18 protein-coding genes are annotated in these 23,265 nt (G+C 68.5%); 14 read left to right on the top strand and 4 right to left on the bottom strand.

Annotation, left to right across the window (positions count from 1 at the left end):
- Positions 1-54: 54 nt before the first annotated feature.
- From WME90_RS29140 to WME90_RS29130, 3 genes are all read right to left on the bottom strand, one after another.
- On the bottom strand, positions 55-3,333 hold the full coding sequence (locus WME90_RS29140; RefSeq protein ID WP_437275283.1) for a CARDB domain-containing protein: 3,279 nt from the start codon (positions 3,331-3,333) through the stop codon (positions 55-57).
- A 317-nt stretch (positions 3,334-3,650) separates the two neighbouring features.
- Positions 3,651-4,502 (bottom strand): ABC transporter ATP-binding protein, encoded by an 852-nt coding sequence (locus WME90_RS29135; protein ID WP_437275282.1) that lies wholly within the window; start codon positions 4,500-4,502, stop codon positions 3,651-3,653.
- Between the two features lie 107 nt (positions 4,503-4,609).
- A complete protein-coding gene (locus tag WME90_RS29130) occupies positions 4,610-6,385 on the bottom strand; it encodes an SUMF1/EgtB/PvdO family nonheme iron enzyme (protein WP_437275281.1) in 1,776 nt (591 codons plus the stop codon).
- A gap of 101 nt (positions 6,386-6,486) precedes the next feature.
- Between WME90_RS29130 and WME90_RS29125 the strand changes: the two genes are divergently transcribed.
- A complete protein-coding gene (locus tag WME90_RS29125; RefSeq protein ID WP_437275280.1) occupies positions 6,487-7,272 on the top strand; it encodes an aldo/keto reductase in 786 nt (261 codons plus the stop codon).
- 14 nt (positions 7,273-7,286) lie between these two features.
- A complete protein-coding gene (locus tag WME90_RS29120) occupies positions 7,287-8,261 on the top strand; it encodes a D-2-hydroxyacid dehydrogenase (protein WP_437275279.1) in 975 nt (324 codons plus the stop codon).
- A 542-nt stretch (positions 8,262-8,803) separates the two neighbouring features.
- Here the strand turns inward: WME90_RS29120 and WME90_RS29115 are convergent.
- The gene (locus WME90_RS29115) at positions 8,804-8,947 is read right to left on the bottom strand and encodes a hypothetical protein (protein ID WP_437275278.1); all 144 of its coding nucleotides are present in this window, start codon (positions 8,945-8,947) and stop codon (positions 8,804-8,806) included.
- Between the two features lie 204 nt (positions 8,948-9,151).
- Here WME90_RS29115 and WME90_RS29110 point away from each other — a divergent pair, with 204 nt between their 5' ends.
- The 12 genes from WME90_RS29110 to WME90_RS29055 are packed head-to-tail and all read left to right on the top strand — an operon-like array spanning position 9,152 to position 23,125.
- Positions 9,152-9,559: a hypothetical protein gene (locus WME90_RS29110; RefSeq protein WP_437275277.1), complete on the top strand. Its 408-nt coding sequence runs from the start codon at positions 9,152-9,154 to the stop codon at positions 9,557-9,559.
- A gap of 23 nt (positions 9,560-9,582) precedes the next feature.
- On the top strand, positions 9,583-10,644 hold the full coding sequence (locus WME90_RS29105) for a hypothetical protein (protein WP_437275276.1): 1,062 nt from the start codon (positions 9,583-9,585) through the stop codon (positions 10,642-10,644).
- Positions 10,645-10,653: 9 nt separating this feature from the next.
- Positions 10,654-12,636, top strand: coding sequence for a tetratricopeptide repeat protein (locus WME90_RS29100; protein ID WP_437275275.1), 1,983 nt, complete (start codon positions 10,654-10,656; stop codon positions 12,634-12,636).
- 50 nt (positions 12,637-12,686) lie between these two features.
- Positions 12,687-13,661 carry a sialate O-acetylesterase gene (locus WME90_RS29095; RefSeq protein WP_437275274.1) on the top strand — a complete coding sequence of 325 codons (975 nt, stop codon included), beginning with the start codon at positions 12,687-12,689 and terminating at the stop codon, positions 13,659-13,661.
- Positions 13,662-13,670: 9 nt separating this feature from the next.
- Complete coding sequence (locus tag WME90_RS29090) at positions 13,671-15,128, top strand: MBOAT family O-acyltransferase (RefSeq protein WP_437275273.1); 1,458 nt, start codon at positions 13,671-13,673, stop codon at positions 15,126-15,128.
- A 9-nt stretch (positions 15,129-15,137) separates the two neighbouring features.
- Positions 15,138-16,445, top strand: a complete 1,308-nt coding sequence (locus tag WME90_RS29085) for an alginate O-acetyltransferase AlgX-related protein (RefSeq protein WP_437275272.1) — start codon at positions 15,138-15,140, stop codon at positions 16,443-16,445.
- Between the two features lies 1 nt (position 16,446).
- Positions 16,447-17,406: an NAD-dependent epimerase/dehydratase family protein gene (locus tag WME90_RS29080; RefSeq protein WP_437275271.1), complete on the top strand. Its 960-nt coding sequence runs from the start codon at positions 16,447-16,449 to the stop codon at positions 17,404-17,406.
- Complete coding sequence (locus tag WME90_RS29075) at positions 17,407-18,450, top strand: TolB family protein (protein ID WP_437275270.1); 1,044 nt, start codon at positions 17,407-17,409, stop codon at positions 18,448-18,450.
- Positions 18,447-19,526 (top strand): NAD-dependent epimerase/dehydratase family protein, encoded by a 1,080-nt coding sequence (locus tag WME90_RS29070; RefSeq protein WP_437275269.1) that lies wholly within the window; start codon positions 18,447-18,449, stop codon positions 19,524-19,526. Before WME90_RS29075 ends, WME90_RS29070 begins: the two co-directional genes overlap by 4 nt.
- Positions 19,523-20,242: a glycosyltransferase family 2 protein gene (locus tag WME90_RS29065; RefSeq protein ID WP_437275268.1), complete on the top strand. Its 720-nt coding sequence runs from the start codon at positions 19,523-19,525 to the stop codon at positions 20,240-20,242. The genes WME90_RS29070 and WME90_RS29065 overlap by 4 nt, the downstream gene beginning before the upstream one ends.
- Entirely contained in the window at positions 20,229-22,274 is a 2,046-nt protein-coding gene (locus WME90_RS29060; RefSeq protein ID WP_437275267.1) for an alginate O-acetyltransferase AlgX-related protein, read from the top strand. The genes WME90_RS29065 and WME90_RS29060 overlap by 14 nt, the downstream gene beginning before the upstream one ends.
- Positions 22,271-23,125, top strand: coding sequence for a transglutaminase family protein (locus WME90_RS29055; RefSeq protein WP_437275266.1), 855 nt, complete (start codon positions 22,271-22,273; stop codon positions 23,123-23,125). Before WME90_RS29060 ends, WME90_RS29055 begins: the two co-directional genes overlap by 4 nt.
- Positions 23,126-23,265: the final 140 nt, after the last annotated feature.

Here is a 23,265-nt window from a genome sequence, read left to right as displayed (position 1 = left end):
CGCGGCGCGCGTCCGCCCGCCGGCGGGGAGGCCCGCCGGTCGGCCGGCGGCGCGTCAGTTGATCTCCGCGCACAGGATCTTGTCCGAGGCGGCGTCCTTGTTGTTCCCGTCGTTGCACTCGTCGATCGCCCCGTCCGGATCGACGACGGCGTAGATCAGGATCGACAGGTTCGACGGGAACTGCTCGATGGTCGCGGTGAGATTCACGCTCGCCGCCGGCGCGATCGGGCCCTGGATGACCTCCTCGTGGAGCGCCGTCCCGCCCTGGCCGGGATCGCCCGCGTAGTACCGGATCCGCACGTCGCTGGCCGGCGCGGAGCCGGCGTTGATGACGGTCGTCGGCACGTCGACCTTCTTCACGTTGCACTTCGCGGTGGTCACCCGGCCGACCTCGATCTGGAGGTCCGGGCGCGCGGTGCCGGCGTCGAGGGGCGCGGTGAGCTCGTTGTTGTCCTCGTGGCACTCGCGCTCGACGGCGTTCTCGTCGGCGACCGCGCGCACGCGGGCGGGCAGCGTTCGCTGCGCGTTGTTCGCGGCGTTGTAGTTCACCGTGAGGAGCAGCGAGCTGTGCGGCTCGATGCTGCTCTGGAGGACGAACTGCAGCGGAGCGAGGGCCTCGTCGTAGAGCGGCTCGTTGACCTCCGGCGTGTCCCACTCGCCGTAGAAGCTGATGGCGACGCCGGGGCCCACGCGGAGATCGCCGAGGTTCTCGACGCGCACGGTGATGGCGACGTCGTCGGTGAGCTCGCCGCAGGCGGCGTCCGGGGACGAGACCTGGATGCCGCTCAGCGCGAGATCCGGCGCGATGCCGTACGACCGCGGGTTCGAGCGGTACGTGTTGTAGACGCGGCCGCCGTACGCCTTCCAGCTCTCGGGCTCCCGCAGGGGGATGCCGCCGCTCTCGAGCACGTTCGTCACGTGGTAGCTGTGCTGGTTCCAGATGCGGCGCGCGGAGACCCAGAGATCGTTCTGCGCGCCCCAGACCTCGAGGCCGTTGTTGTAGTCGGTGCCTTCCGAGCAGTGGGTCGACTCGTTCGAGGTGCCGAACACGATCTCCGCGTTGCCGTCGTTGTCGACGTCGGCGACGATCGGGTACTCGGACCGGGTGCGGCTCGGCGACGGCACCTTGAACAGGACGTCGGCCGTCACGCCGTCGTAGATGCGGAAGTAGCACTCGTCGTTGTAGATGACCTCGGCGGCGCCGTCGCCGTTGAAGTCGAACACGCTCGACCCGGTGGTGCGGCTCGAGTCGTCCTCGGTCACGCGCTGCCAGCCGTTGTGGTAGCAGACGCAGGTGCCCCGCTGCTTGTTGCACGTCGCCGCGCCCGGGGCGCCGCACTCCTCGTCCGTGGTGCACGCCTTCCCGTTCGGGGTCCGCGGCGGGTTGCCCTGCAGCCCCGTGCCCGTGTCGGTGAACGCGGTGGGCCACGCCGGGCACTCGGCCGTCGGCGCCTGGAGATCGAACATCATGTAACGGAGGCCGAACGCCGTGCCGACCTCGGGGAAGCCGTCGCCGTCGAAGTCGTCCACGTTCGGGGCGCCGCCGTCGAAGTTGGCGCCGGTGCCCATGATCTGGCGGCGCTGGATGGTCCCGTTCTGCCCGTTGAGCACGAAGAAGTACCCGTTGTTGAACAGGATCACCTCCGGGCGCTGATCGAGCTGGTTGTTCGGGCCGGGCGCGGCGGCCTGGTCGACCCCGAGGACATCGGCCACGGCGCAGAGGCCGTCGCGCTGTTCGTTCGGGATCCCGGCCGTGCCGTTGACGGTCTGCCCGTCCCACACCTCGATGAGCTTCCCCTCGCAGTACGCCGTTGCCTCCTTGTCGGCGTAGGGCGGCGCGCACCCGGCACGGCTCGTCACGCCGGGCGGCGGGCGGGGCAGCCCATAGGCGGTGCTGCCCGCGACGATCTCCAGCCGGGGGTCGTCGTTGAGGTTGGCGACGCACGCGATGGGCCCGAGCCGGTTGCCCGGGTTCCCCGGTGACCCCTGCAGGCCCTGGGCCTTGTCGCCCTTGAAGTGGTCGACGATCGAGAGCTCGCGGGTCGCCTCGTCGACGCGCAGCGTGAACACGTGCGGCCCGACCACGATCTCCGGGAGCCCCTCTCCGTCGATGTTGGCGAGCGCGGGCGACGGCTCGTTGTATCCCGTCCAGATCTCGTTCGCGATGAGCCTGGTCTCGCCCGTGTTGCTGAAGATCTGGAGCCCTGTCTTCGTCACCTCCGTGGATCCGGATCCCTCCACGACGGCGGTGATCGCGACGATCTCGGGGACGCCGTCGCCGTCGAGATCGCCGACGGCCAGCCCGGCGGTCGGCATCAGCGTCGCGTCGGCGCAGGCGTAGGGCGCGTCGATGGGGTCGCCTTCGTGCCAGACCTGCGCGCCGAGCACCGCGAAGTAGTTCTCTCCCTTGCGGGGCCCGCCGCCGTGGATCGCCCGGAGGACGCCCTGCTTGCCGAAATTCGAGCCGCAGAACGTCGTGAAGATGATCTCGGGGAAGTCGAGCTCGTTGATGAGCCCGTCGCCGTTGTCGTCGTCGAGGTTGGCGACGAGCGGCGTCATGACGGTCTGCGCCGAGGTCTTGAACGGGCTGTCGGCCGCGTCGGAGTTGGCGCGGTTCTGCCCTCCCCACTGGATCTCGTTCTGCGGCAGGGCGCCCGCGAACGGCTCCGGCGGCAAGAGGCACGTGGGCGCGGAGCCGGTGCCGGAGCAGGAGCCGACCTCGCAGGAGGCGTACGTCGGGCAGTCCCAGTCGTCCTCGCAGGGGCAGCTGGCGTGCCCCGCGCCGTCGTCGGTGCACGTGCTCTCGAAGTAGGCCTCTCCGCCGCACGTGAAGAGCTCGCTCGTGGTGCTGCCGTTCGACACGCAGAGCCGGAGGCTATCGCCGTCGCACGTCCGCTCGCCGGCGGTGCACGCATCGACGACGCAGATGGTGCCGTTGCAGAACTGGTTGAACGCACACTGGAGGTCGGTCTGGCAGGCGATATCGACGCAGCGGGCGCCTCCGTCCGCGGGCGTCTCGCACACCTCGGTGGCGTCGCAGGTGAGGTCGTCGCAGGTGTTGTTGACGCAGATGCCTTGTCCGTCCTCCACCTCGCAGTGCTGATCCGCACGGCAGCTCACGCCGTCACAGCCGCCCTCGTCGCCGCCGGCGCCGCCCGAGCCGACCGTCGTTCCGACGAACCCCGTGCCCTCGCTCGTGCTGTTGCTCGCGCCGCCGCTGCCCCCGCCGCCGTCGCCGGGGGGGGTCGCGACCTCGGGATTGCTGCAGGACGCTGCAGCGAGCAAAAACCATGGAAGGGCGAGGGGAAGCAACCGCCGGGGGCGCGTGGGCATGAGGCGATTGTACGGGCGCGCTGTCGGCATGGAAGCGCGTTCACGCGCGGGATCGTGCGGCGAGTGGGAGCTCTGCCCACGATGGGCGTCGCGTGCGGCGGGGTCAGCGGCGAATGGGGGGAGAGGCGGAGCAGGCCACGCGAGCCGTGGGGACGGCCCCGGTGGGGCCGGGAGCTCCGGGACGTGGAGGATATCGGAGGTGACCTAGGTGTGAATGCCGACCGCGCCGTCCTCGCTCGATAGCGTGCCCTCGATCCATCGCGGGAGTGTCGTACAGGCAGAAGTCCGATAGCGCACTTGCCGCCGCTCGAGGGGCCTCACGCCCCGCCGCTCTCCAGCGCCTCTTGCAGCGCGCGCACCTCGCGCGCGAACGCGGGCTCGGTGCGCAGCGCGGCCGTCCGCTCGGCCGGCAGCGAGAGCGCGCGGTCGGCGACGACGCGCGCCGGCCGCGGGGACAGCACGACGGCGCGCTCGGCGAGGTAGGCGGCCTCGGTGATCGAGTGGGTCACGAAGAGCACCGTCATCCCGAGCTCGGCCCAGAGGGCGCGGAGCTCGTCGTCGAGCCGGCTCCTCGTGAGCTCGTCGAGCGCGGCGAACGGCTCGTCGAGCAGCAGCAGCCGCGGGCGCGTGATCAGCGCGCGGGCCAGCGACACGCGCATGCGCATGCCGCCGGAGAGCTCGGCCGGGTACCGCGCGTCCGCGTCGGCGAGGCCCACCTGGACGAGCGCAGCGCGCGCCGCCGCGTGGCGCTCGTCGAGCGGCGCTCCGGCGAGCTCGAGCGGCAGCGCGGCGTTCTCGAGGACGCTCCGCCAGGGCAGGAGGTGGGCGTCCTGGAAGACGTACGCGATGGGCGCGCGCGCGCCGCCCGCGCCGCCCGCGCCGCGCGCGCCGTCCAGAGCTCCGTCGGCCTCGACGACGGCCGCGCCGGCGTCAGCGCGGTCCAGCCCGGCGACGACCCGCAGCAGCGTGGATTTGCCGCACCCGGACGGCCCGAGCAGCGCGACGAACGCGCCAGGCGCGATGTCGAGATCGATGCCGTCGATCGCGATCACGCCGGGGGCGCCGCCCCCCGGCGCGCGGCCCGCGTCGTCCAGCACAGGGAAGACCCGCCGGACGCCGGTCAGCCGCACGCGGACGCCGCCGCTCGCCCTGGCCTTGTTCGTCTGCATCTGCGCCCGGCGTTCTATCCGCGCAGCCGCGGGTTGACCAGGCGCTCGTGCGCCGCCCGCCCGCGCCGAACCGCCGCGCCCGCCGAACCGCCGCCGCGCCCGTGCGCTCAGCTCGACGAGGCCGTTCGCACGCAGCGGAAGCCGCCGCCGGCGAAGCGGTAGTGCGCCTCGAAGCTCGTGCGCGCCCACGTGCGGAGCGACTGCGCGCCGTACATCCACGAGCCGCCGCGCATCACGAGCAGCGGCCGATCCGAAGGCCGCGTGTTGCGCGGGTTGTGGGAGGGGCCGTCTGCATAGAAGTGCGGATCGTCGTAGTCCTCGCACCACTCCCACACGTTGCCGGCGAGGTCGAGGATGCCATAGGGGGACGCGCCCCCCGGCAGCGAGCCGACGGGCACAGGCCCGCCCTCGCGGTTATCGTAGTTCGCGCGCGTGGGCCCGGGCTCGGCGCGCCCCCAGGGGTATTTGCGGCCGTCGGTCCCGCGCGCGGCCTTCTCCCACTCGGCCTCGGTCGGCAGGCGCTTGCCGGCCCAGTTGGCGTAGGCCCGCGCGTCGTCCCACGACACGTACACAACGGGGTGGTCCTCGAGGCCCGCGGGGATCTCGCCGCGCCTGAAATGGGAGAGGAACCGGCTCGCGTCGGCGTCGTCGGGGCGATACCCCGTCACGTCGAGGAACGCCTTGAACTGCCGGTTCGTGACGGGCGTCCGGTCCATGTAGAAGGCGTCGACATGGACCTTCCTGCGCTGCTGCCCGCTCAGGAAAGGCCCGCCAGGGACGAGGATCATCTGCTCGCCGGTCTTCTCACGGACCGTCGGCGCGAGGTCGCGCCCGTCGGACGAGGGCGCCGGCGCGGGCGAGAACTCCGCGAGCGCCTCGTCGAGCCGCGCCCGGAACTCCGCGCACGACGCGGGCCGCCCCGCCGGATCCTTCGAGAGCGCGTCGAGCACGAGCCGGTCGAGGGCCGGCGGGATGTCGGGGCGCAGCGACGAGGGGGGCGCCGGGGCATCGGCGACGTGGGCCATCATCACCGCGAAATGGTTGGGGCTGTCGAACGGCACCTGCCCTGTGGTCAGCTTGTAGAGCGTCACGCCGAGAGAGTAGATGTCCGAGCGCCGATCCGCGGCGTGCGGGCTCTTCACCTGCTCGGGCGACATGTAACAGCACGTCCCGAGGAACGCGCCGCTCAGCGTGTACGTCGTCCCCTCCAGGATCTTGGCGATGCCGAAGTCGACGATCTTGGGGGAGAGGCCGTCCTTCCCGGTCGTGACGAGGATGTTGTCGGGCTTGAGATCGCGATGGATGATGCCCATGCGGTGCCCCTCGTCCATCGCGTCGAGGACGCCGGCGAACAGCGCGCGGATCTCCTGGAAGGGGATGCGCCCGCGCCACCGCTCGAGGTGCCGCACAAGCGTCGACCCGTCGACGTACTCCATGACGATCGCGAGCAGGTGGTCGCGCTCGACGAAATCGTAGACGGCGACAACGTTCTCGTGGCTCCAGGAGCGGAGCACCCGCGCTTCCCGCGCGAACCGCCGCCGGATCTCCGGGTTGCCGCAGAGGTTCGAGTGCAGGCATTTGACGGCCACGACGCGCTCGCGCGCCCGGTCGTGAGCGCGGTAGACGACGCCCATGCCGCCCTCGCCGAGCGTCGACTCGATGCGATAGACGCTGATCTCCGTCCCGGGCAGGAGCCGCACCGGCGGCAGCGGCAGGGACGCTGGCGGCAGTCCCACGGCGCCAGGCTGCGTCTCGGGGAACGCCGTCGGGGCCAAGTCGGGGCCGGGATCGGTGACCATGTGGCCGCACGACGGGCAGAAGCGGGCGTTCTCCGGGAGCGGAGCCCTGCAGCCGGCGCACCGGGGAGAGGTGTCCTGGCCCATCGGTGGCCAGGGAGTCTCGCACAGGTCGGGGCGGCCGTGGGCGGCGAATGTGTGGCGCGCGGGAGCCGGTGACATCGACGGAGGTGAGGTAAGATCCGCCCATGGACGACTGGCTCCACCGCGCGCCGACCGCCTTTCACGGCAAGCGCATCTTCCGGCTCGGGCTCGCGGCGAACTACGGCATCGACGAGGGCGGCGTGCGCGCGGCGATGGACCGCGGCGTCAACCTCTTCCTCTGGACGATGCGCTCGGGCGGGCTCGGCAATCCGCTGCGCGAGGCGCTGAAGGGGCGCCGCGACAGCGTGGCGGTGGTCGGCTTCGCGCAGGCCGGCTGGTTCGGCTGGGGCGTGCGCCGGGGGGCCGAGAAGCTGCTGCGGGAGCTCGGGACCGACCACCTCGATGTCTACCTGCTCGGCTGGCTCGGCGTCGGGTCTGCCTGGACGAGCGCGACCGAGCGCGAGCTCGTGCACCTGCGCGAGAGCGGCAAGGTGCGGGCGCTCGGGGTGAGCATCCACGACCGCGCGCGGGCAGGCGGCCTGGCCCGGTCGTCGCCGCTCGACCTGCTCATGATCCGCTACAACGCCGCGCACCCGGGCGCGGAGCGGGACATCTTCCCGCACGTGCGCGACGCGAAGCCGAGCGTCCTCGCCTACACGGCGACGGCGTGGCGGCGGCTGCTGAAGAAGCCGAAGGGGTGGGAGCGCCCGGCGATGACGGCGGGCGACTGCTATCGATTCCAGCTCTCCAGCCCGCACGTGGATCTCGCGCTGACGGGTCCGAAGACCCGCGCGGAGGTGGAGCAGAACCTCGACGCGGTCGCGAAGGGGCCGCTCACCGCGGACGAGGATTCGTGGATGCGGGAGTTCGGGCGCGCCGTGCACGGATGAGAGGGGAGGCGCCCGTGGACCGGCTTGTCATCGCGAGCACCGTTGTCCTCCCGGCGGAGGCGGCGTGTGCGCTCTCGGAGGGCGTCGCGCCGCACGCGCTCGCGCTGGCCGCGGCGCGCTCCGCGAAGAACCTCGCCGTCGTCGCGCCGGACCCGGCCGTCATGGGCGCCGAGGTCGTCTTCGGCCAGCCGCACCCGGACGACGTGCGCGCGGCCCCGCGGCTCCGCTGGGTGCACCTCAGCACCGCGGGGTATGCCCGGTACGACGTGGCGGCCGTGCGCGCCGCGCTCGCCGCCCGCGGCGCCGCGCTGACGACGAGCAGCGGCGTCTACGCGGATCCCTGCGCGGAGCACGCGCTCGCGTTCCTGCTCTCGGCCTCGCGGCGGCTGCCCGAGTGCCTCGAGAACCAGCTCGGCCCGCGCGGCTGGCCCGACGTGTCCGTGCGCGCGAGGAGCGCCCTGCTGCGCCGCCGGCGCGTGCTCCTCCTCGGCTTCGGCGCCATCGGCCGCCGCCTCGCCGCGCTGCTCGCCCCGTTCGAGGTGGAGCTCTGCGTCCTGCGCTCTCGCCCCCGCGGCGGCGAGCCTTTCCGCGTGGTCGCGAGGGAGGAGCTGGGCGACGCCTTCGCCTGGGCGGATCACGTGGTCTCGAGCCTGCCCGAGGCCGAGGGCACGCGGCGGCTGGTCTCGGCCGCGCTGCTGGCGCGGATGCGGCCGGACGCGTGGTTCTACAACGTCGGCCGGGGCGTCACGGTGGACCAGGGCGCGCTGCTCGAGGCGCTCGAGGCGCGCAGGATCGCGGGCGCGTACCTCGACGTGACGGATCCCGAGCCGCTCCCGCCGGACCACCCGCTCTGGCGCGCCCCGGGCTGCGTCATCACGCCGCATTCGGCCGGCGGCCGGCGCGAGGAGCAGATGGCGCTCGTCGAGCATTTCCTGGCGAACCTGCGGCGGTTCGAGCGGGGGGAGCCGCTCGTGGACAGGGTGATCTGAGGCGGCGGCGCGCGCCGGCCAGTGGGCGGCGCGTCACTCCAGCTGGATCTGATACCGAGGCAACGGGTCTCTGCTCGTCCCCTGCAGCCACCTGGCGTCGTGCCATGACGTCTGTCGGACCGAGCGTGACGTCCCGGAGCCGCTCCTGCGCGGACCGGATCCCGGCGTTGACGGCGGCCTGATAACAGAGGAGCTGTGCGATGAAGAAGCTCCCGCCGGCCTCCATGATGAGCTCATCGCGACGCGTGAATCGGATGTTCGCCGCCTGCTCTCCTTTGATGATCAGCTCGGCGATCTTGACGTCCTTCTGATGATCCATTTGGATGATCCGGAATCGACCGGAGATGTCGGGCAGCGCCTCGGTGACCGAGCTGCCGATCGGGCTATTCCCGATGAGGGTCACCTTGGCCTAAGGCCGTCCCTGATCCGCGAGGATCTTCCTACGGCAGCCGGCGCAGAGCGGGACAAGGGGCGCGTCGGCGTGCCGCCGGCACACGTCGCCCTCCGGTCGTTGACCTGGCCCGGGATGTTGTCGCGATGCGCTACGCGGCGTCGCCGAGCGCCTTATGGCGCAGGACGGTGATCTTCCAGTGCGGCGGTCCCCTGTCGGGTGAGCGACCAGGAACGTCGGTCGGCTCGCCGAGCGCGGAGAGGAAGCGGGCGATGATGCTGGGCTCGGTCTCCATGGCGGCTCTCGCGCACCCCGCCGTGAATTACCAGCGGCAGTGCTGCCCTCACGGTGGAAAGATGCCGACAGTCTGGAGCGATCTCCGGAGTGAATTGCTTGATTTCGAGAATCGGCGCTTGCCTTGTTGCAAGATCAACCTTTCTCGCCGTATTCTACGACGATGATTCCTTCAAGCCGACGCCACTTTGGTCACCAAGCGTTTATGAGCGTGCTGCTGCTCGCGATAGCCGGTGTCGAGCGGAGCGCCCGAGCGGACGGGGTGGCACCCCTGGAATTGACGGCAAAGCTCGTTGAAATTCCCTCCAAGATGCCCCCCGATGACCTGTACGATTACGCCTACGTGATGCGCTACCAGGTCGAGGGCGGGGCGCTCGACAAGCAGTTCATCCTTGTCGCGCACTACAAGCCGCTCGTGCCGCGCTCCAAGATCAAGGACAAAATGAAGGAGCAGGTCGGCGGCAAGCTGCGCAGCTTCAACCAAGGCGACGTTCACAAGATGAAAGTGACGGCTGATCTGAAAGCCATCTGGAAAGGTGCGCTGGTGGACGAATATGCCGCTACGGATCGCGGGAGCGTTCGCTATTGGTGCCTCCAAGTCGACCCGGCTTGACCTTGCGCTTGGGAGAGACTCGCTTGAACTTCAGACGACTACGTGCCCCGGGCGCCTGGCTGGTAACATCTGGTTTGGCCGTGGTCGCCAGCTTTCCGTTCATTGCGGCCGAGCGCGCGGCTCGGCAAAACGATGTGCGAGTGGCCCGCCTGGAGGCGACTCTCGGCGAGCGAGGCGACGCGCTCGCCGAGCTCGGACCAGCGCTGTCTTTACGAGTTTCACGGCTGGAAGGCCTGCTCTCGAGCTGGGAGACGATCGGCGGCTGCGGAGCCGGTAGCTCCACGGGCGCGGGGGGCGGAATCAAGTGGATCGGCCGCAGCGTGACCGGGGGGCTATTTGAGCAGCAGACACTCGGCACGTACACGCATCTGGACGACGGCTACAACCTCAGCCTCAGCCCTCAAGTCTCGCGTAATTTGAGCGAGAAATGGAATGTGGGGCTCGTGGTTCCGCTGCTCTACAAGTACTACCGCGACTACTACGGCCTGCCCGTGGACGTCTCGAACTCCGGCGTGGGTGACGTCGCGGGGTTCGTCACGCGGCGCTTCGGCGAAATCAACTCCACCAGCCTGACGTTGCTGGTCGGTGTCCCGACCGGCGTGCACGACGCCCAGTACAAGAACGACTATCTCACGCAGGAAAAGCAGCTTGGCCTTGGCAAGGTGAGCGGCAGCATGACGCTCGACCATACGATCGACAAGACGTGGGGGCTGATCGTGCTGGGCGGCTCGTTCGCCTACCGCGGCGGGGAAAACGAGCTGGGCAACTACCGCGCACCGGCGGCCGCGCTCTACGGCTACTCGGGCTATTTCTGGGGGCCGTTGGTGCCGTCGCTCGGCCTGTCGGTGTCGCATTTCTTCGGCGCGGATCGTGACCGTGGACTTGACCAGGAGGTGCAGCTGTGGGCAGTCACCGGCACGCTGGCCGTGGAGTGGTCGAACGCCTGGCTGGCGATCTTGGGGGGCGTGTCGCTGCCGTTCGGCTGGGACAAGCGCGGAGTCGTCGACGGCGCCGAGAGCAGCAGCGAGGGCGCGGGCCTGCAGCCGTGGACGGCAGGCGTCGGCTTCACCGTCTCACCGTTTTGAGAAGCGGTCATGTTGCCCGTCGCCGCCCTGCTCCGCCATCGCACGCCGCTCGTCGCGGCGCTGCTCGGCCTGGGTGCGGCCTCGACGGGGCTCGCGCCTTCGGCCGACGGTGACATCTGGTGGCACCTCGCGGCAGGTCGCGAAATGGTCGCTCGGCGTGGGCTCCTGTTCACCGATCCCTTCTCGGTCAGCGCGCAAGGGCGTGCCTGGGTCGACGTGCACTGGCTCTTTCAGCTCGCGGTGTACGCGGTGCACCAGGCGGTCGGCCTCGTCGGGCTTGTTTTGGTCAAGTGCGCGCTGATCGGCCTGGGCGCGGGCTTCCTCTACTTCGCGCTCGAAGCGCGGCGCGGCTCGTGGGCGAGGGGGCTCCTCGTGACGTCGCTGGTCGGCGGGCTTCTGGCGGCTCGCTCGCTCTTGCTCGTCCGGCCCGTGATAGGCACGCTCGTCCTGCTCGCGTTCTTCTGGTTCGCGCTCGAGCGCTTTCGGCGCGACGGCCGGGTCCGGCACCTGCTGCTATTGCCCTTGGCACAGCTGGTCTGGGCGAATTTCCAGGGACTTTCGGCGCTTGGCCCCGCGATGATCGCGGCGTACGCGGTGGCGGCGCTCGGCTGGGCGAGCTTTGGCCAGACGCGTGCGTGGCCATTTGCGCGCGAACACGCTGGTGCGCTGGCACCGTGGGAGCGGGTACAGCAGCTGTTCGCGACGCTAGGGGGGTGTTTGCTGGCGACGTGTCTCACGCCGTTTGGCTTGCGCGGCGCAGCGTTGCCGGCGCTGCTGCTCGGGCGCTTGTTGCCCGGCGAGCACCAGGTCTTCGCCCACGACGTGGCCGAGAACCTGCCACCCTTCGAGCTCGAACGCCTGTCAGACGGCGAGTTCTGGCACTTCAAATGGGGTTTGGCCCTGCTCGCTCTGTCCGTGCTCCTGGCCGGGCGCCGCTTGAGACTGAGCCATGCGCTGCTGCTGCTCGGCTTCGCGGGGCTGGCCTTGATGAGCAATCGTAACGTGCTCCTGCTGTACTGGGTCGGGGCGCCGATCTTCGCGGTCAATCTGGCCCCGGCGCTCCGACGGCTTTGTGTCTCGAGCTTTCGCCGCGCGGGCGTGCGCGTGGCGGTGGGTCTCAACGCGGTGCTCCTGAGCGCGCTGCTGCTCGTTTCGGCATCGGCGGCGGCGCGCGAGTCGCCGCTGGCGGATCCGAGCCCGTTCCGGGTGCCGGCCGAGAGCGCCGTGCGCCTCGACGCGCTGCCCGGGGGCGACGTCTTTGCGGCCGATCATTACGGAGGCTACCTGATCTGGCGGCTCTATCCGCGGTTCCGGCCGTACATTGACACTCGGCTCGTGTTGCGCACCGCCGACGAGTTTGCCGAATACCTGAGGCTTGCGGACGAGCCAGAGCGTTTCGAAGCTTTTCAGGCGCGTCATTCCTTCGCCTACGTGGTCTTGCCGGTGATGTTCCCCGAGCGCTACCAGCGCTTGATTGGCCACCTCTACGCGAGCGCTGATTGGAAGCTACTCTACACGGACGGCTCGGAGGTGCTGTTTGCTCGCCGCGATCTTACGCCCGGCGTCGCGGAGCAGCCGTTCCGTGAAGCCAGCGAGACGGACCGCACCTTGGTCCAGCTGGGGCAGCGCTTCGCGGATTCCCCAAAGGTGCACGCCGCGGCACGCCTGAGCCTGGCCACGTTGCACGGCGTGCTCGGTCAGTTCGAGCAAGCGGAGCGTACGCTCGCAGGCCTCGACACGCCGCAAGCCCGAGCCCTCGAAGCGCGTCTTCGCTTCGCAGCGGGTGAGCTCGATGCCGCCGAGCGGCTCGCCCGGCAGAGCTTGGTTTCCCAGCACGACGACGTCGGGAGCCTGAATCTCATGGCGTTGATCGCCCTGCGAAGGGGCGAATCGGCGCAAGGCCTGGGCTTTCTACGGCGTGCCTTGCGTGTCCGGCCTTTTGACCCCGAAGCGACGCGGATTCTGGTGAACTTGGAGGAGAGTCGACGATGAAAACACTTCTCAACGTGAGCCTGTCCAGGTCCCGGTGGGCGCTCGTTTCCTTGTTCGCGCTGGTCGGCGGGCTCGCTTGCGGGGTCGTCGAACACCCGCACGACACGCAGGCCGTCGAGACGGGCGACGACTTCGCGGCATCGAGCGGCGCTGGACCGTCGACCACTACGAGTGGAGCTTCGGTCGGCGGTGCCATGACTGCGGCGAGCGGGAGCGGCGGCGGGAGCAGCGACGTGGGGTCCGGCGGTGGGTCTGGACCGTCGGGCGTGACCATCAACCTTGGAGGCGTCGACGTTCCGAGGGAGCGCGCGATCGCCTTCATTCACATCGGTCACTCCAACATGGCCGGTCGCGCCACGAGGCCCCAGAGCTCACGCCCGTTCCATTTCACGGAGACCCATCCGCACGCCTTCATGTACCACCCAGGCTCGGCGCCGGAGCTCGCGATCGAGCCGAAGACCGCGGGTGACACTGCCGCCGGCGGGCCGGGTACGGCGCTGGTCAAGGAAGCCGCGATGCTCGCGCCCGACAACTATTTCATCTCGCTCGGGTTTGGGTGGCCCTCGGCCTACTGCTCCCAGTTCATTCCGGGCGGCCTCTACTACGACCAGCTGATCGCCGCACCGAAGGCCATCAAGGGGCGGGTGACCTTTGGCGGTATCTTCATCTATCTCGGGATCACCGAGCGACACGGCAGTGCCGCCGATCGCTCCGGTTTTCCCGAATGCATCAACACTCTCGTGACCGCCATTCGCAACGACGTCGGCGAGCCCACGCTGCCTGCGTTGATGAACGACTACGAGGTGGAAGGCTCGGGCGAGTTCGTGGTCGGCGGCGCCGTGGCGAACGCCATCCGTCCCGAGATCGAAAGGTGCCCGAGCGTGGTGTCGAACTTCGCGCTCGTCTCGGCCGAGGGCGTGGGCATGCAAGACGACCATCACTTCAATCTGGACGGCCATCGCACCTGGGTGCAAAGAGCGCTCGCGACGATGAAGGACAAGGGCTGGCGCCCGTGGGCCCCGTGAGCCGCTGAGATGGTCTTTTCCAGCCATATCTTCCTGTTCTACTTCTTGCCGCTGGTACTGGCCGCGTACTACGCCCTGCCGGGCCGGGCCCGCACGGCCCTCATCGCCGTGTCGAGCTACGTATTTTACGGCTGGGCGAACCCGAGCTGGGCCGTGATCATGTTCTTCGGCTCGAGCGTCGACTACGTGTGCGGCATCTTGCTTCTGAAGATGTCACGGCTGCCCGACGTCGACGGCTTACCGCCCGTGATTGGTCCCGAGGTCGTGCGGACCCGCCAGATGAAGCTTGTGCTGGCGACGTCCATCGTCACCAACCTCGGGCTGCTCGCGGCGTTCAAATACACGGGCTTCGTCGCCGAGAACATCAACGCGCTTGGCGCGCTCTTCGGCAGCTCGACGCAAATCGTGCCGGTCTTGCACGTCGTTTTGCCGGTGGGCATCTCCTTTTACACGTTCAAAGCGATGAGCTACGCCATCGACGTGTACCGCGGTGACGCCCGACCGATGCGGCGCTTCACCGACTACATGTGTTTCGAGGCATTTTTCCCCGACTTGGTGGCGGGCCCCATCATCCGTTATGCGGCGATCGAGGAACAAATGCGCGTGCGCCAGCACACGCTCGAGAAGTTTGCGCGCGGCGTCGCGTTCTTCTCGCTGGGAATGGGTAAGAAGATTCTGCTGGCCAACCCGATGGGGCACATCGCCGATACGGCGTTCGCCGGTGGCGCCAAGCACTTCTACGACGCGTGGTTCGGGCTGGTCGCTTACGCGTTCCAGATTTACTTCGATTTCTCCGGCTACTCAGACATGGCCGTGGGCTTGGCGCTGATGCTCGGCTTCGTGCTGATCCAGAACTTCGACTCACCCTACAAGGCGCGCAGCATCACGGAGTTCTGGCGGCGCTGGCATATCAGCCTGTCCACGTGGCTGCGCGACTATCTGTACATCCCGCTCGGTGGCAACCGCAAAGGCCCGCTGCGCACGTACGCCAACTTGATGGCTGTGATGTTGCTCGGTGGGCTCTGGCACGGTGCCAGCTGGAACTTCGTGATTTGGGGCGGCATTCACGGTGGCATGCTCGGGGTGGAGCGCAGGCTCGGTAAAGCTCATCCGCTGCGCCGCCTGCCGCCTGCTGTCGGCGTCGCCTTCACCTTCTTGATCGTGTGCTTGTCGTGGGTGTTCTTCCGCGCCAAGACGCTCGATCAGGCGGTGACCTACCTGGGCTCGCTGTTTGGGCTCGCCGCCGTTTCGCCGGCGGCGGACGTCGTGGCGGGCGCGTTCCACCCGCGGTACTACGTGGGGCTATTCGCTCTGGCCGCGGTCGTGATCTTCGGCATGCCCAACAGTTGGGAGCTCACGCGGCGCTTGTCCTTGCCCCGTACCGCGTTCGTGGCGGCCACGATGACGCTCGCGACGTTGATGATGTGGACGCAGACCATCAACCCATTTCTGTACTTTCAGTTCTGAGGCCGCGCGATGCAAAGCACCTTGCCTCCCTCGTCCTCCGCCATCGAACGCAGCGGCGGTCCGACCGACCCCACAGGCGACGAGCAGCTGCGCCGCGGTATCATCGCGACCGACGTGAGTCGCGGCGCGGCCTGGCTGCTCACGCTGCTGTTTCTAGGGGCGATCTACGCTGTTCCGCTCGCGCAGGCCTACCTCGAGAAGAGCGAGGGTGAGGAATCGCCTCTCGCAGATCTGGTGCGCCGCCCACCGACGGCCGAGAACCTGCGTCAGCTCGAGAAGGGCATCGAGGATGCCTCGTACGCCAAGTCCTGGGTCCAGCCCCGCGTGCAGCTGCTGCTCACTCGTCTAGGTCGTGTTGGCAACAAGCTCGCGGTCGTCGGACACGGCGGCTGGCTCTATTACACGCCCGGTGTGCAGCACGTCAGCGGGCCCGGATTCTTGGAGCCCGAGGTGCTGCGGGGCCGCGCCAGGGAAGCCCTGGACGCAGGCCAGGAGCCCATCCACCCGGATCCGCGACCCGCCATCTTCGCGTTCCAGCAAGCGCTCGCGCAACGCGGGATCCGCCTCGTGCTCCTGCCGATGCCGGACAAGGCTGGCATCGAGCCGGGTCCACTTCTTGGGCGTGATGGGCGCGTCGAAATGGCGCAGAATGTCGACTACGACGGCTTCTTGAGCGAGCTTCGAGCAGCCGGCGTGGCCGTGCTCGACGCGCGCCGCAGCGTGCCTGAGCCCCGTACCGAGCCGCTCTTCCTGGCTCAAGATACGCATTTTACGCCCGGCTACATGGAGCGCATCGCCGCCGACCTCGGCCAGCTCGTGATCGGGCTTGGGGTATTGCCAAAGCTGGCAGAGAAGCCCGTGCTGCACGGCGTTCCGCAGCCGGCTTCGCGCGTCGGTGATCTGGTCGACATGCTCAAGCTGCCCGACGATCAGAGCCTGTTTCAAGCGGAGAGCGTGGTCGTGCACCAAGTGCAGGACGCGGCCGGCACGCCTTGGGAGCCTGACGAGAGCGCCGACGTGCTCCTGCTCGGCGACAGCTTCACCAACATCTTCACGCTCGAGGGAATGGGCTGGGGCAATGCGTCCGGCCTGGCCCCGCACTTGGCCCTGGCGCTTGGTCGCCCCATCGACGTGATCGCGCAGAACGACTCCGGTGCCTTCGCTACGCGCCAAGCGCTCGCGCGCGAGCTGAACGCCGGCCAAGATCGCCTGGCGGGCAAGCGCGTGGTGGTCTGGGAGTTCGCTGCGCGCGAGTTGTCGGTCGGAGATTGGATTCCGCTGGATCTCCCGACTCCCAAGCCTGCGGGGGCTCCGTAGGATGCCGACCGCCCTGGTTACTGGCGCCGCCGGCGTGATGGGCGCCCGCTTGACGGCGCGGCTGCGCAAAGCGGGCTGGCAAGTGCGAGCGCTCGTGCTGCCCGGTGATCCGTTGCGAGCGCGCATGGATGCGCTGGGCTGCGACGTGCGCGAAGGCGATATCAGCGATCCGAACACATTGGCCGGCGTGTGTCGCGGCGTCGACCTCGTCTACCACTTGGCCGCCATCATCATTACCCACGACCCCACGATGTTTCAGCGCGTCAACCGCGACGGCACGGCGCACCTTGTTGCGGAGGCGCGAAGAGCGGGGGTGCCGCACTTCGTGTACGTCTCGTCGGCATCCGTCGTTTACCCCCGTCGCACGCGCTATGCCGAGTCCAAGCTCGAGGCCGAGCGTCTCGTCCAGGGCTCAGGGCTCGCCTACACGATCGTGCGGCCCACGCTGGTTTACGAGCAGGGCGGCGGTCAGGAGCTCCTGATGTTCCTCGACTACTTGCGGCGGTTTCCGGTGGTGCCGTTCATCGGCGCCGGGGGCGCGCTCAAAAGGCCCGTTTGGGCCGAGGATGTCGTCGACGGCCTCGTGCGGCTCGCCAATGCGCCGATCGCGCACGGCAAGACCTACAACTTCAGCGGCGCGGAGGTGATTTCGATGCGCGAGCTCGCGGAGCTGCTGCTGCTTCATCACGATCGGCCTCGGCCGTTCTTGCACCTGCCGGTATGGGCGTGCCGGGCGCTAGCGGCCGTGCTCCCCGTGTTCATGAAGCGGCCCCCGCTCACCTCGAGCGCGATAGCCGGCATCGTCAACGACGCCGATCTCGACCCGACCGAAGCCATGAACGACCTCGGCTACGCGCCGCTCGGCGTGCGCGCTGGGTTGCGTCGCTGTTTTCCTTCACCCGCCGTCGAGGCGGCCACCCTCGCACCCCGCGCGAGTGAAGCTCGAGAAAGGACAAATTAGATGAGCCTGCGTTTCCCACTGCAGCAAATTGGTACTCTGTGCTGCTCGGCTGTGCTCGGATGCTCGGCCTTTTCGGGCGAGCCTCCGAAGGGTGCCGACGAAGCGCCGCCCGCGGAGGACGTCGCGCTGATGCGCGAGGTCGGCGGGAAGGCCAGCGGCACCATCGTCTGGTCCAGCTCCCGCGTGGGCAATCACGACCTGTTCACGATGAAGACCGACGGCTCGGACGTCAAACAGATCACCAAGGGCGACGAGGTCGACTGGTTTCCGAGGTTCTCTCCGAGCGGCGAGCAAATCCTGTTTTGCCGCAGCAAGCAAGGCTGGGTGAGCGAACGCGACGCCAACACCAGCGACAAATGGGACATCTACACGGTCAAGCCCGACGGCTCCGAGCCGAAGAAGGTCGTCGAGGGCGCGAGCTGGGGTAGCTGGATTTCGGAGGATGAGATCCTGTTCGTGCGCGGCACGAAGGTCTTTCGCAGCAAGGTCGGCAGCGGTGCAGAGACGCAGTTGATGGACAGCGAGGGCGTATCCGATCTGGACGGCGCCTTGCTGCAGCAGCCGGAGCTTTCGAGTGACGGCAAGTACCTCGCCATCACGCTGCGCGGTTCGAAGCGCGAAACCGGCATCTGGAACATCGCCAAGAAGGCCTGGACCCAGACCGGGCTGGGCTGCCAGGTGAACTGGACGCCGGATCACACAGCCATCTACTGGGTTCATCCGACCGGGAATGGCGATAGCCGGGTGCTGCGCATGCCGATCGATGACGGCACGCCGCCGAAGGACGTCGACTTGGACAAGCTCCAGTTCATGGACTTGCCGGGTCGCCGCTCGCACGAGTACTTCCCGCAGCTGTCGCGTGACGGCAAATGGATGGTCTGGGGCATCACCCAGCGCGGTCACGACCACGACACCGCCGACTACGAGATTTACCTGTGGGAGGTGGGCACGCCGCCCGAGAAGGCTGCGCGCCTCACCTACAACTCGGCCAATGATCGCTGGCCCGACATCTTCATTCCGTCCGCCGGGAGTGGCTCACCGTGAGGGAAACGCGCATCGCCGTGGTCGGCGCGGGCGGCTTCATCGGCTCGCACCTGGTGCCGGCTTTGCTTGAACGCTTTGCCTGCCAGGTCGACGCCGTCGACGTGGATTTGACCAAGCTCGAGTGTTGGGACGCGCGCGTACGGCGCATCGAGGCGCGCGTCGAGGCGCCGGGGCTCGTCGAGGACGTGACCGAGCGCTGTCAGGTCGTGATCTCGCTCACGGCGCTCTGCAACCCAGCCCAGTACTCGACCATCCCGCTGGAGGTCATCGACGCCAGCTTCACGCACCTGTTGCCGCTCGTGAAACGCTGCGCGGAGCGCGCCGTGCGCTTGATTCACTTCTCGACCGCCGAGGTTTACGGGCGCACCGCGCTGGACGCGCAGGGGCTGCCGAGCGCGCGTATGCACGAGGACGACTCGTGCTTCTTGCTCGGCCCGGTGGGGCGCGAGCGCTGGACGTATTCGTGCGCCAAGCAGCTGCTCGAGCGGGTGATCTGGGCGCACGGTCAGCACGGCGCGTTGCCGTTCACGATCATTCGGCCCTTCAACACCATCGGCGCGCGCATGGATTTCCTGCCCGGCATCGACGGGGAGGGGACACCCCGCGTACTGGCCAGCTTCATGAGCGCGCTGCTGCGAGGGGAGCCTTTGCCGCTCGTGGGCGGCGGTGCGCAGCGGCGGGCGTTCATGGACGTGAGCGACATGGTCGAAGCCGTGTGCCGCGTGCTCGAGCGGCCGAACCAAAGTAGAGGTCAGATCTTCAACATCGGCAACCCAGACAATAACGTCAGTATCGCGGAGCTCGCTCGGCTGTTGGCCGACGCTTTCGCTGAGCGGTTACCCGAGCGCGCGCCTGCCCAGTTTCGCGCGGTGTCGGCCGCCGAGTTCTATGGCCCCGGCTACGACGACACGCAGGAACGCATCCCCGACGTTCAGAAGGCGCAGCAGCTGCTCGGTTGGAAGCCCCAGCGGCGCCTGGCCACCTCCTTGCCGCCGATCGTGCACGACTACGTCGAGCGCTACGGCGGTCGGGTCGCAGCGGCATGCTCGCTCTCCCAGCTCGCGAGCTCCGCATGAAGGTAACGGTCGTCATCCCTGCGTACAACGCTGCCCGGCACATCGAGTCGGTGCTGGAGCGCGTCGGCGGCTTGGCTTCGTCGGGGCTCACCCACGTGGTGGTCGTCGACGACGGCAGCCGCGACGACACGGCACGTCGGGTCGAGCGCTACAGCTCGTCGGCGTTTCGCCTCAGCTTGCTCCGGCGGCGCAACAACGGCGGTTACGGCGCGGCGATGAAAGACGGTCTGGCCAAGGCTTGCGCCGATGCGCCGGAGCTGGTCGCCTGTATCCACGCCGACGGTCAGTATGCGCCCGAGGCCTTGCCCGGGCTGATCGGGGAGCTTTCGCGTCGTGGGCTCGATCTGCTGCAGGGCTCGCGCATCGCTGCGGGCACGGCCTTGCAGGGTGGTATGCCCCTCTACAAGTACGTCGGCAATGCGCTGCTGAACCGCATCGAGAACCGGACGCTGTCGCTTTCGATGACTGACTACCACAGCGGCTACCTTCTCTATGGGCCGCGCGCGCTAGCGCTGCCGTTTCACGACCTGTCTGACAGCTTCGATTTCGATCTGGAAGTCATCGCCTCGGCGCGGGCACGTGGGCTCGCGGTCGGCGAGGCGCCGGTGCCCACGCACTACGGGGACGAGGTCTCGCACCTGAACCCGCTGACGTACGGGCTCCGGGTGCTTCGGGTGATGTGGAACTATCGTCGAGGTCGCTATGACGCAGCGTGAGCGCGCACTTGGGGTTTGGGGCTGGCTCGCCGCCGCATCGGCGCTTGGCATTGTTGCTTGTCACGCCGGGTCTGCGAAATTCCCCTGGGGTGATGCGAGAGCGGGCACGCGCGTCGAGCACGCTTACGTGCATACGCTGAACGAAGGCTACGCGCGAACGCACTCGCAGGTCTGGGTGCGTGAGGTGGCACGCCCGACGCGCGCCGCGTTGGACTACGCCGCCTATCACAGCAACTTCATGATCGCCGACCCGGAGCCAGAGACGCCCATGTCGGCTGCGGGCACGCCCGATACCTCGCACCCGTTCGCGGGGCAGCTCGACCAGGGCAGCCTGACGAGCGATCTCGCGAGGACGCCGCTCTCGCCGGTCGAGCAGCAGCAAGCGCTGGCTTTCGCGCCGCTGTCGGAGTTTTTGCAAGCGCACAAGGTAGCGGGGGCCGAAGCGCTGGCCGAGGTTGGCTCAGCCGTGCGCAGCGAGCGGTGGGGCTTGCAGTTGCCGCCCGGCACCTCCGGCCAGCTCCTGAGCGAGGTGTTCGTTCATCAGGCCGCGTCGGGCGCAGTAGAGTTGTGGGCCAAGGTGGAGTTTCAGCCTTGGTTCAAGCCTTTTGCGGACTCCGCCGATCAGGACGGGGACGGCTTTCCCGAGCTCTATGGCCGAGTGGCGCCTGGCGTCGTCACTCCCGTGCTTGTGGCTGCGATTCAGAAGGACTACGTGGCGCCAGTGCTGTCGCCGAGCGAGGTGAAGGCTTGGGCGAACCAGCTCTCGTCGTATTGGTACCCGTCCTTCAACACCGATCTCATGCCGGCGGGACCGAGCTTTCCGGACGCGCAGACCGAGCCCTACATCAAGCAAGAGCTGGGCGGGCGCGCTTTTCCGGCGCCGACCATCGTGCTGCGCGGCAAGCCGCAAGGCAAAGCCACGTACAACGTCTTTGTGGTGCGCGGCGAAGGCGCGGCGCTCGCGGCCGCTGCGCCCGCGGAGCCGGCGCTCCGGCTGAGCAAGACACGTCCGTCGCCGGATCCCGCGCCGGGGCTCGAGGCGGTGCGGCGCGAGCTGGCCCAGGCGGGCGGCTCTTGGCCGGTGTGGATGGCCAAGCTCAAGCCGACCCATGACGCCCTGAAGAAACGGCTCAAGGGCATGCCGCCGAAGGTCAAGGCGCTGGCTGGGCGAGATGGCTTTCTGTTCTACCGCAACGACCTCGAGTACGTCAGCGGTGGTGATCTCGAGCAGCAGCGCAAGGGCAAGAACCCGCTACCGGTGATCCTCGAGTTCAAGAAGCTGCTCGACGAGCAGGGGGTCGACTTCTTGTTCGTGCCGGTCCCGACGAAGCTCGAGGTGTATCCGGAGAAGCTGGACCCCGCTTTCACGGCGCTCTCGGGTCAGGTCATCAATCCGGCTTTCCGCAAGCTGATCGAGAGCCTCGGCAAGGAAGGCGTGGAGATCGTGGACCTGCTGCCGGCATTCCTGCAGGCAAAGGTCACGAGCGCAGCGGAGCCGTTTCTGTTCCAGCACCAGGACACGCACTGGACCGACCGGGGGCTGCGCTTGGCCGCAGACCTCCTGGCCGCCCGCGTGAAGAAGTACCCCTGGTACGCCGAGCTCGCGAAGCAGAAGCGCGCTTACGACTTGCGCGAGACCAGCTTCACCCGTTTCGGCGATCTGCATTCGCGACTGCCGGAAGCTGAGCAGAAGAAATACGCGCCTGAGACGCTCGTGGCGCACCGGGTCGTTGCCGGCGGCAAGCCGTACGACGACGACCCGGATAGCCCGGTCGTGCTCTTGGGCGACAGTTTCACCGCCGTCTATGAGCTGACGGACGCCGAGCACGCCGGCGTCTCGGCGCACCTCGCGCGTGGCATCGCGTATCCGCTCGACTTGGTCATGAGCTACGGCGGCGGCCCCAACGTGCGGCAAAAGCTGCTGCGCCGCAGCGTCGAGGCGCTCGGCACGAAGAAGCTGGTCATCTGGATGATGACGGCGCGTGATCTCTACAACTACTGGGAAGACTGGGAGCCGCTGAAGAAGCCATGAAGCGCCGCTCGCTCCTGCTCTTGCTCGCGGGCGGCGGCTGCTTTCGCGTCCCGCGCCGAGAGCTCGCGTTCGGCCGCGCCCTGATCGGCCTGGCCCGTGACACCGCGTTTGTCGACGAGAGCCAGGTGACCTGGAGCCTGACGGAGCTTTCGCGTCTCGTCGACGAGGCGGAGAGCGCGCTCGCTTCGTCGCCCGAGCGCTCACCTGCTACGGTGTTGAGTGAGCTCCTGTTCGGTCGTTGGAGCTTCGTGCGCGAGGTGGCCGACACGAATCTAGCCTTCGTGTGCCTGCCCGGCGTGCTGGAGCGCCGCCGCGGAAGCTGCGTTGGCCTTGGCACCTTGTTTCTCGCGCTGGCTGACGCGCTCGGCCATCCGGCGTCCGGGGTGATGATGCCTGGGCACTTCTACGTCCGGGTGCAGGAGCAGGGCGGCGCGCGCAACGTGGAGCTACTGCGCGCCGGTGAGGCGATGCCGGACGCGTGGTACGGCCAGCGCTTTCCGGTACCGGGCGGCTCGGCGCGAGAATACGCGCGTCCACTCAGCCAATCCGAGGTGCTAGGCGTCGTCGAATACAACGTCGGCAACGAACGGCGCCGGCAGCTACGGCTGACCGAAGCGCGAGCAGCCTTCATCCGCGCCACCGGCTTGTTTCCGGAGCTGTCCGAGGCCCACGCCAGCCTTGGGGCCGTCGAACAGCTGCTCGGTAATCTCGAGAGCGCGGAGGCAAGCTACCGTCGCGCTTGCAACGCCAATCCGCACTTGCCAGGCATCGAGCAGAACCTTGCGCTCTTGGCAGCGGAGCGCACGACCGCGACGACTCCGCGGGCGTGCCCGCTGCCGCCGAGCTACTGATAGGCAGGGGAATCTCGCTAGTGCAGCGTCGCCTAGGTTCCTCCCTGGTTCCGTGCGTCTGAAGCTGCGGATCGGCACAGAGGGGGCTGGGCAGCGGACAGGCGGCGCGCGGGTGCGCTCGCGAGGGTGCGGCGCACGGC

This window comes from Sorangium sp. So ce375, from assembly GCF_051473855.1.
Taxonomy (GTDB): domain Bacteria; phylum Myxococcota_A; class Polyangia; order Polyangiales; family Polyangiaceae; genus Sorangium.
This window is presented reverse-complemented; position numbering and strand designations above follow the sequence as displayed.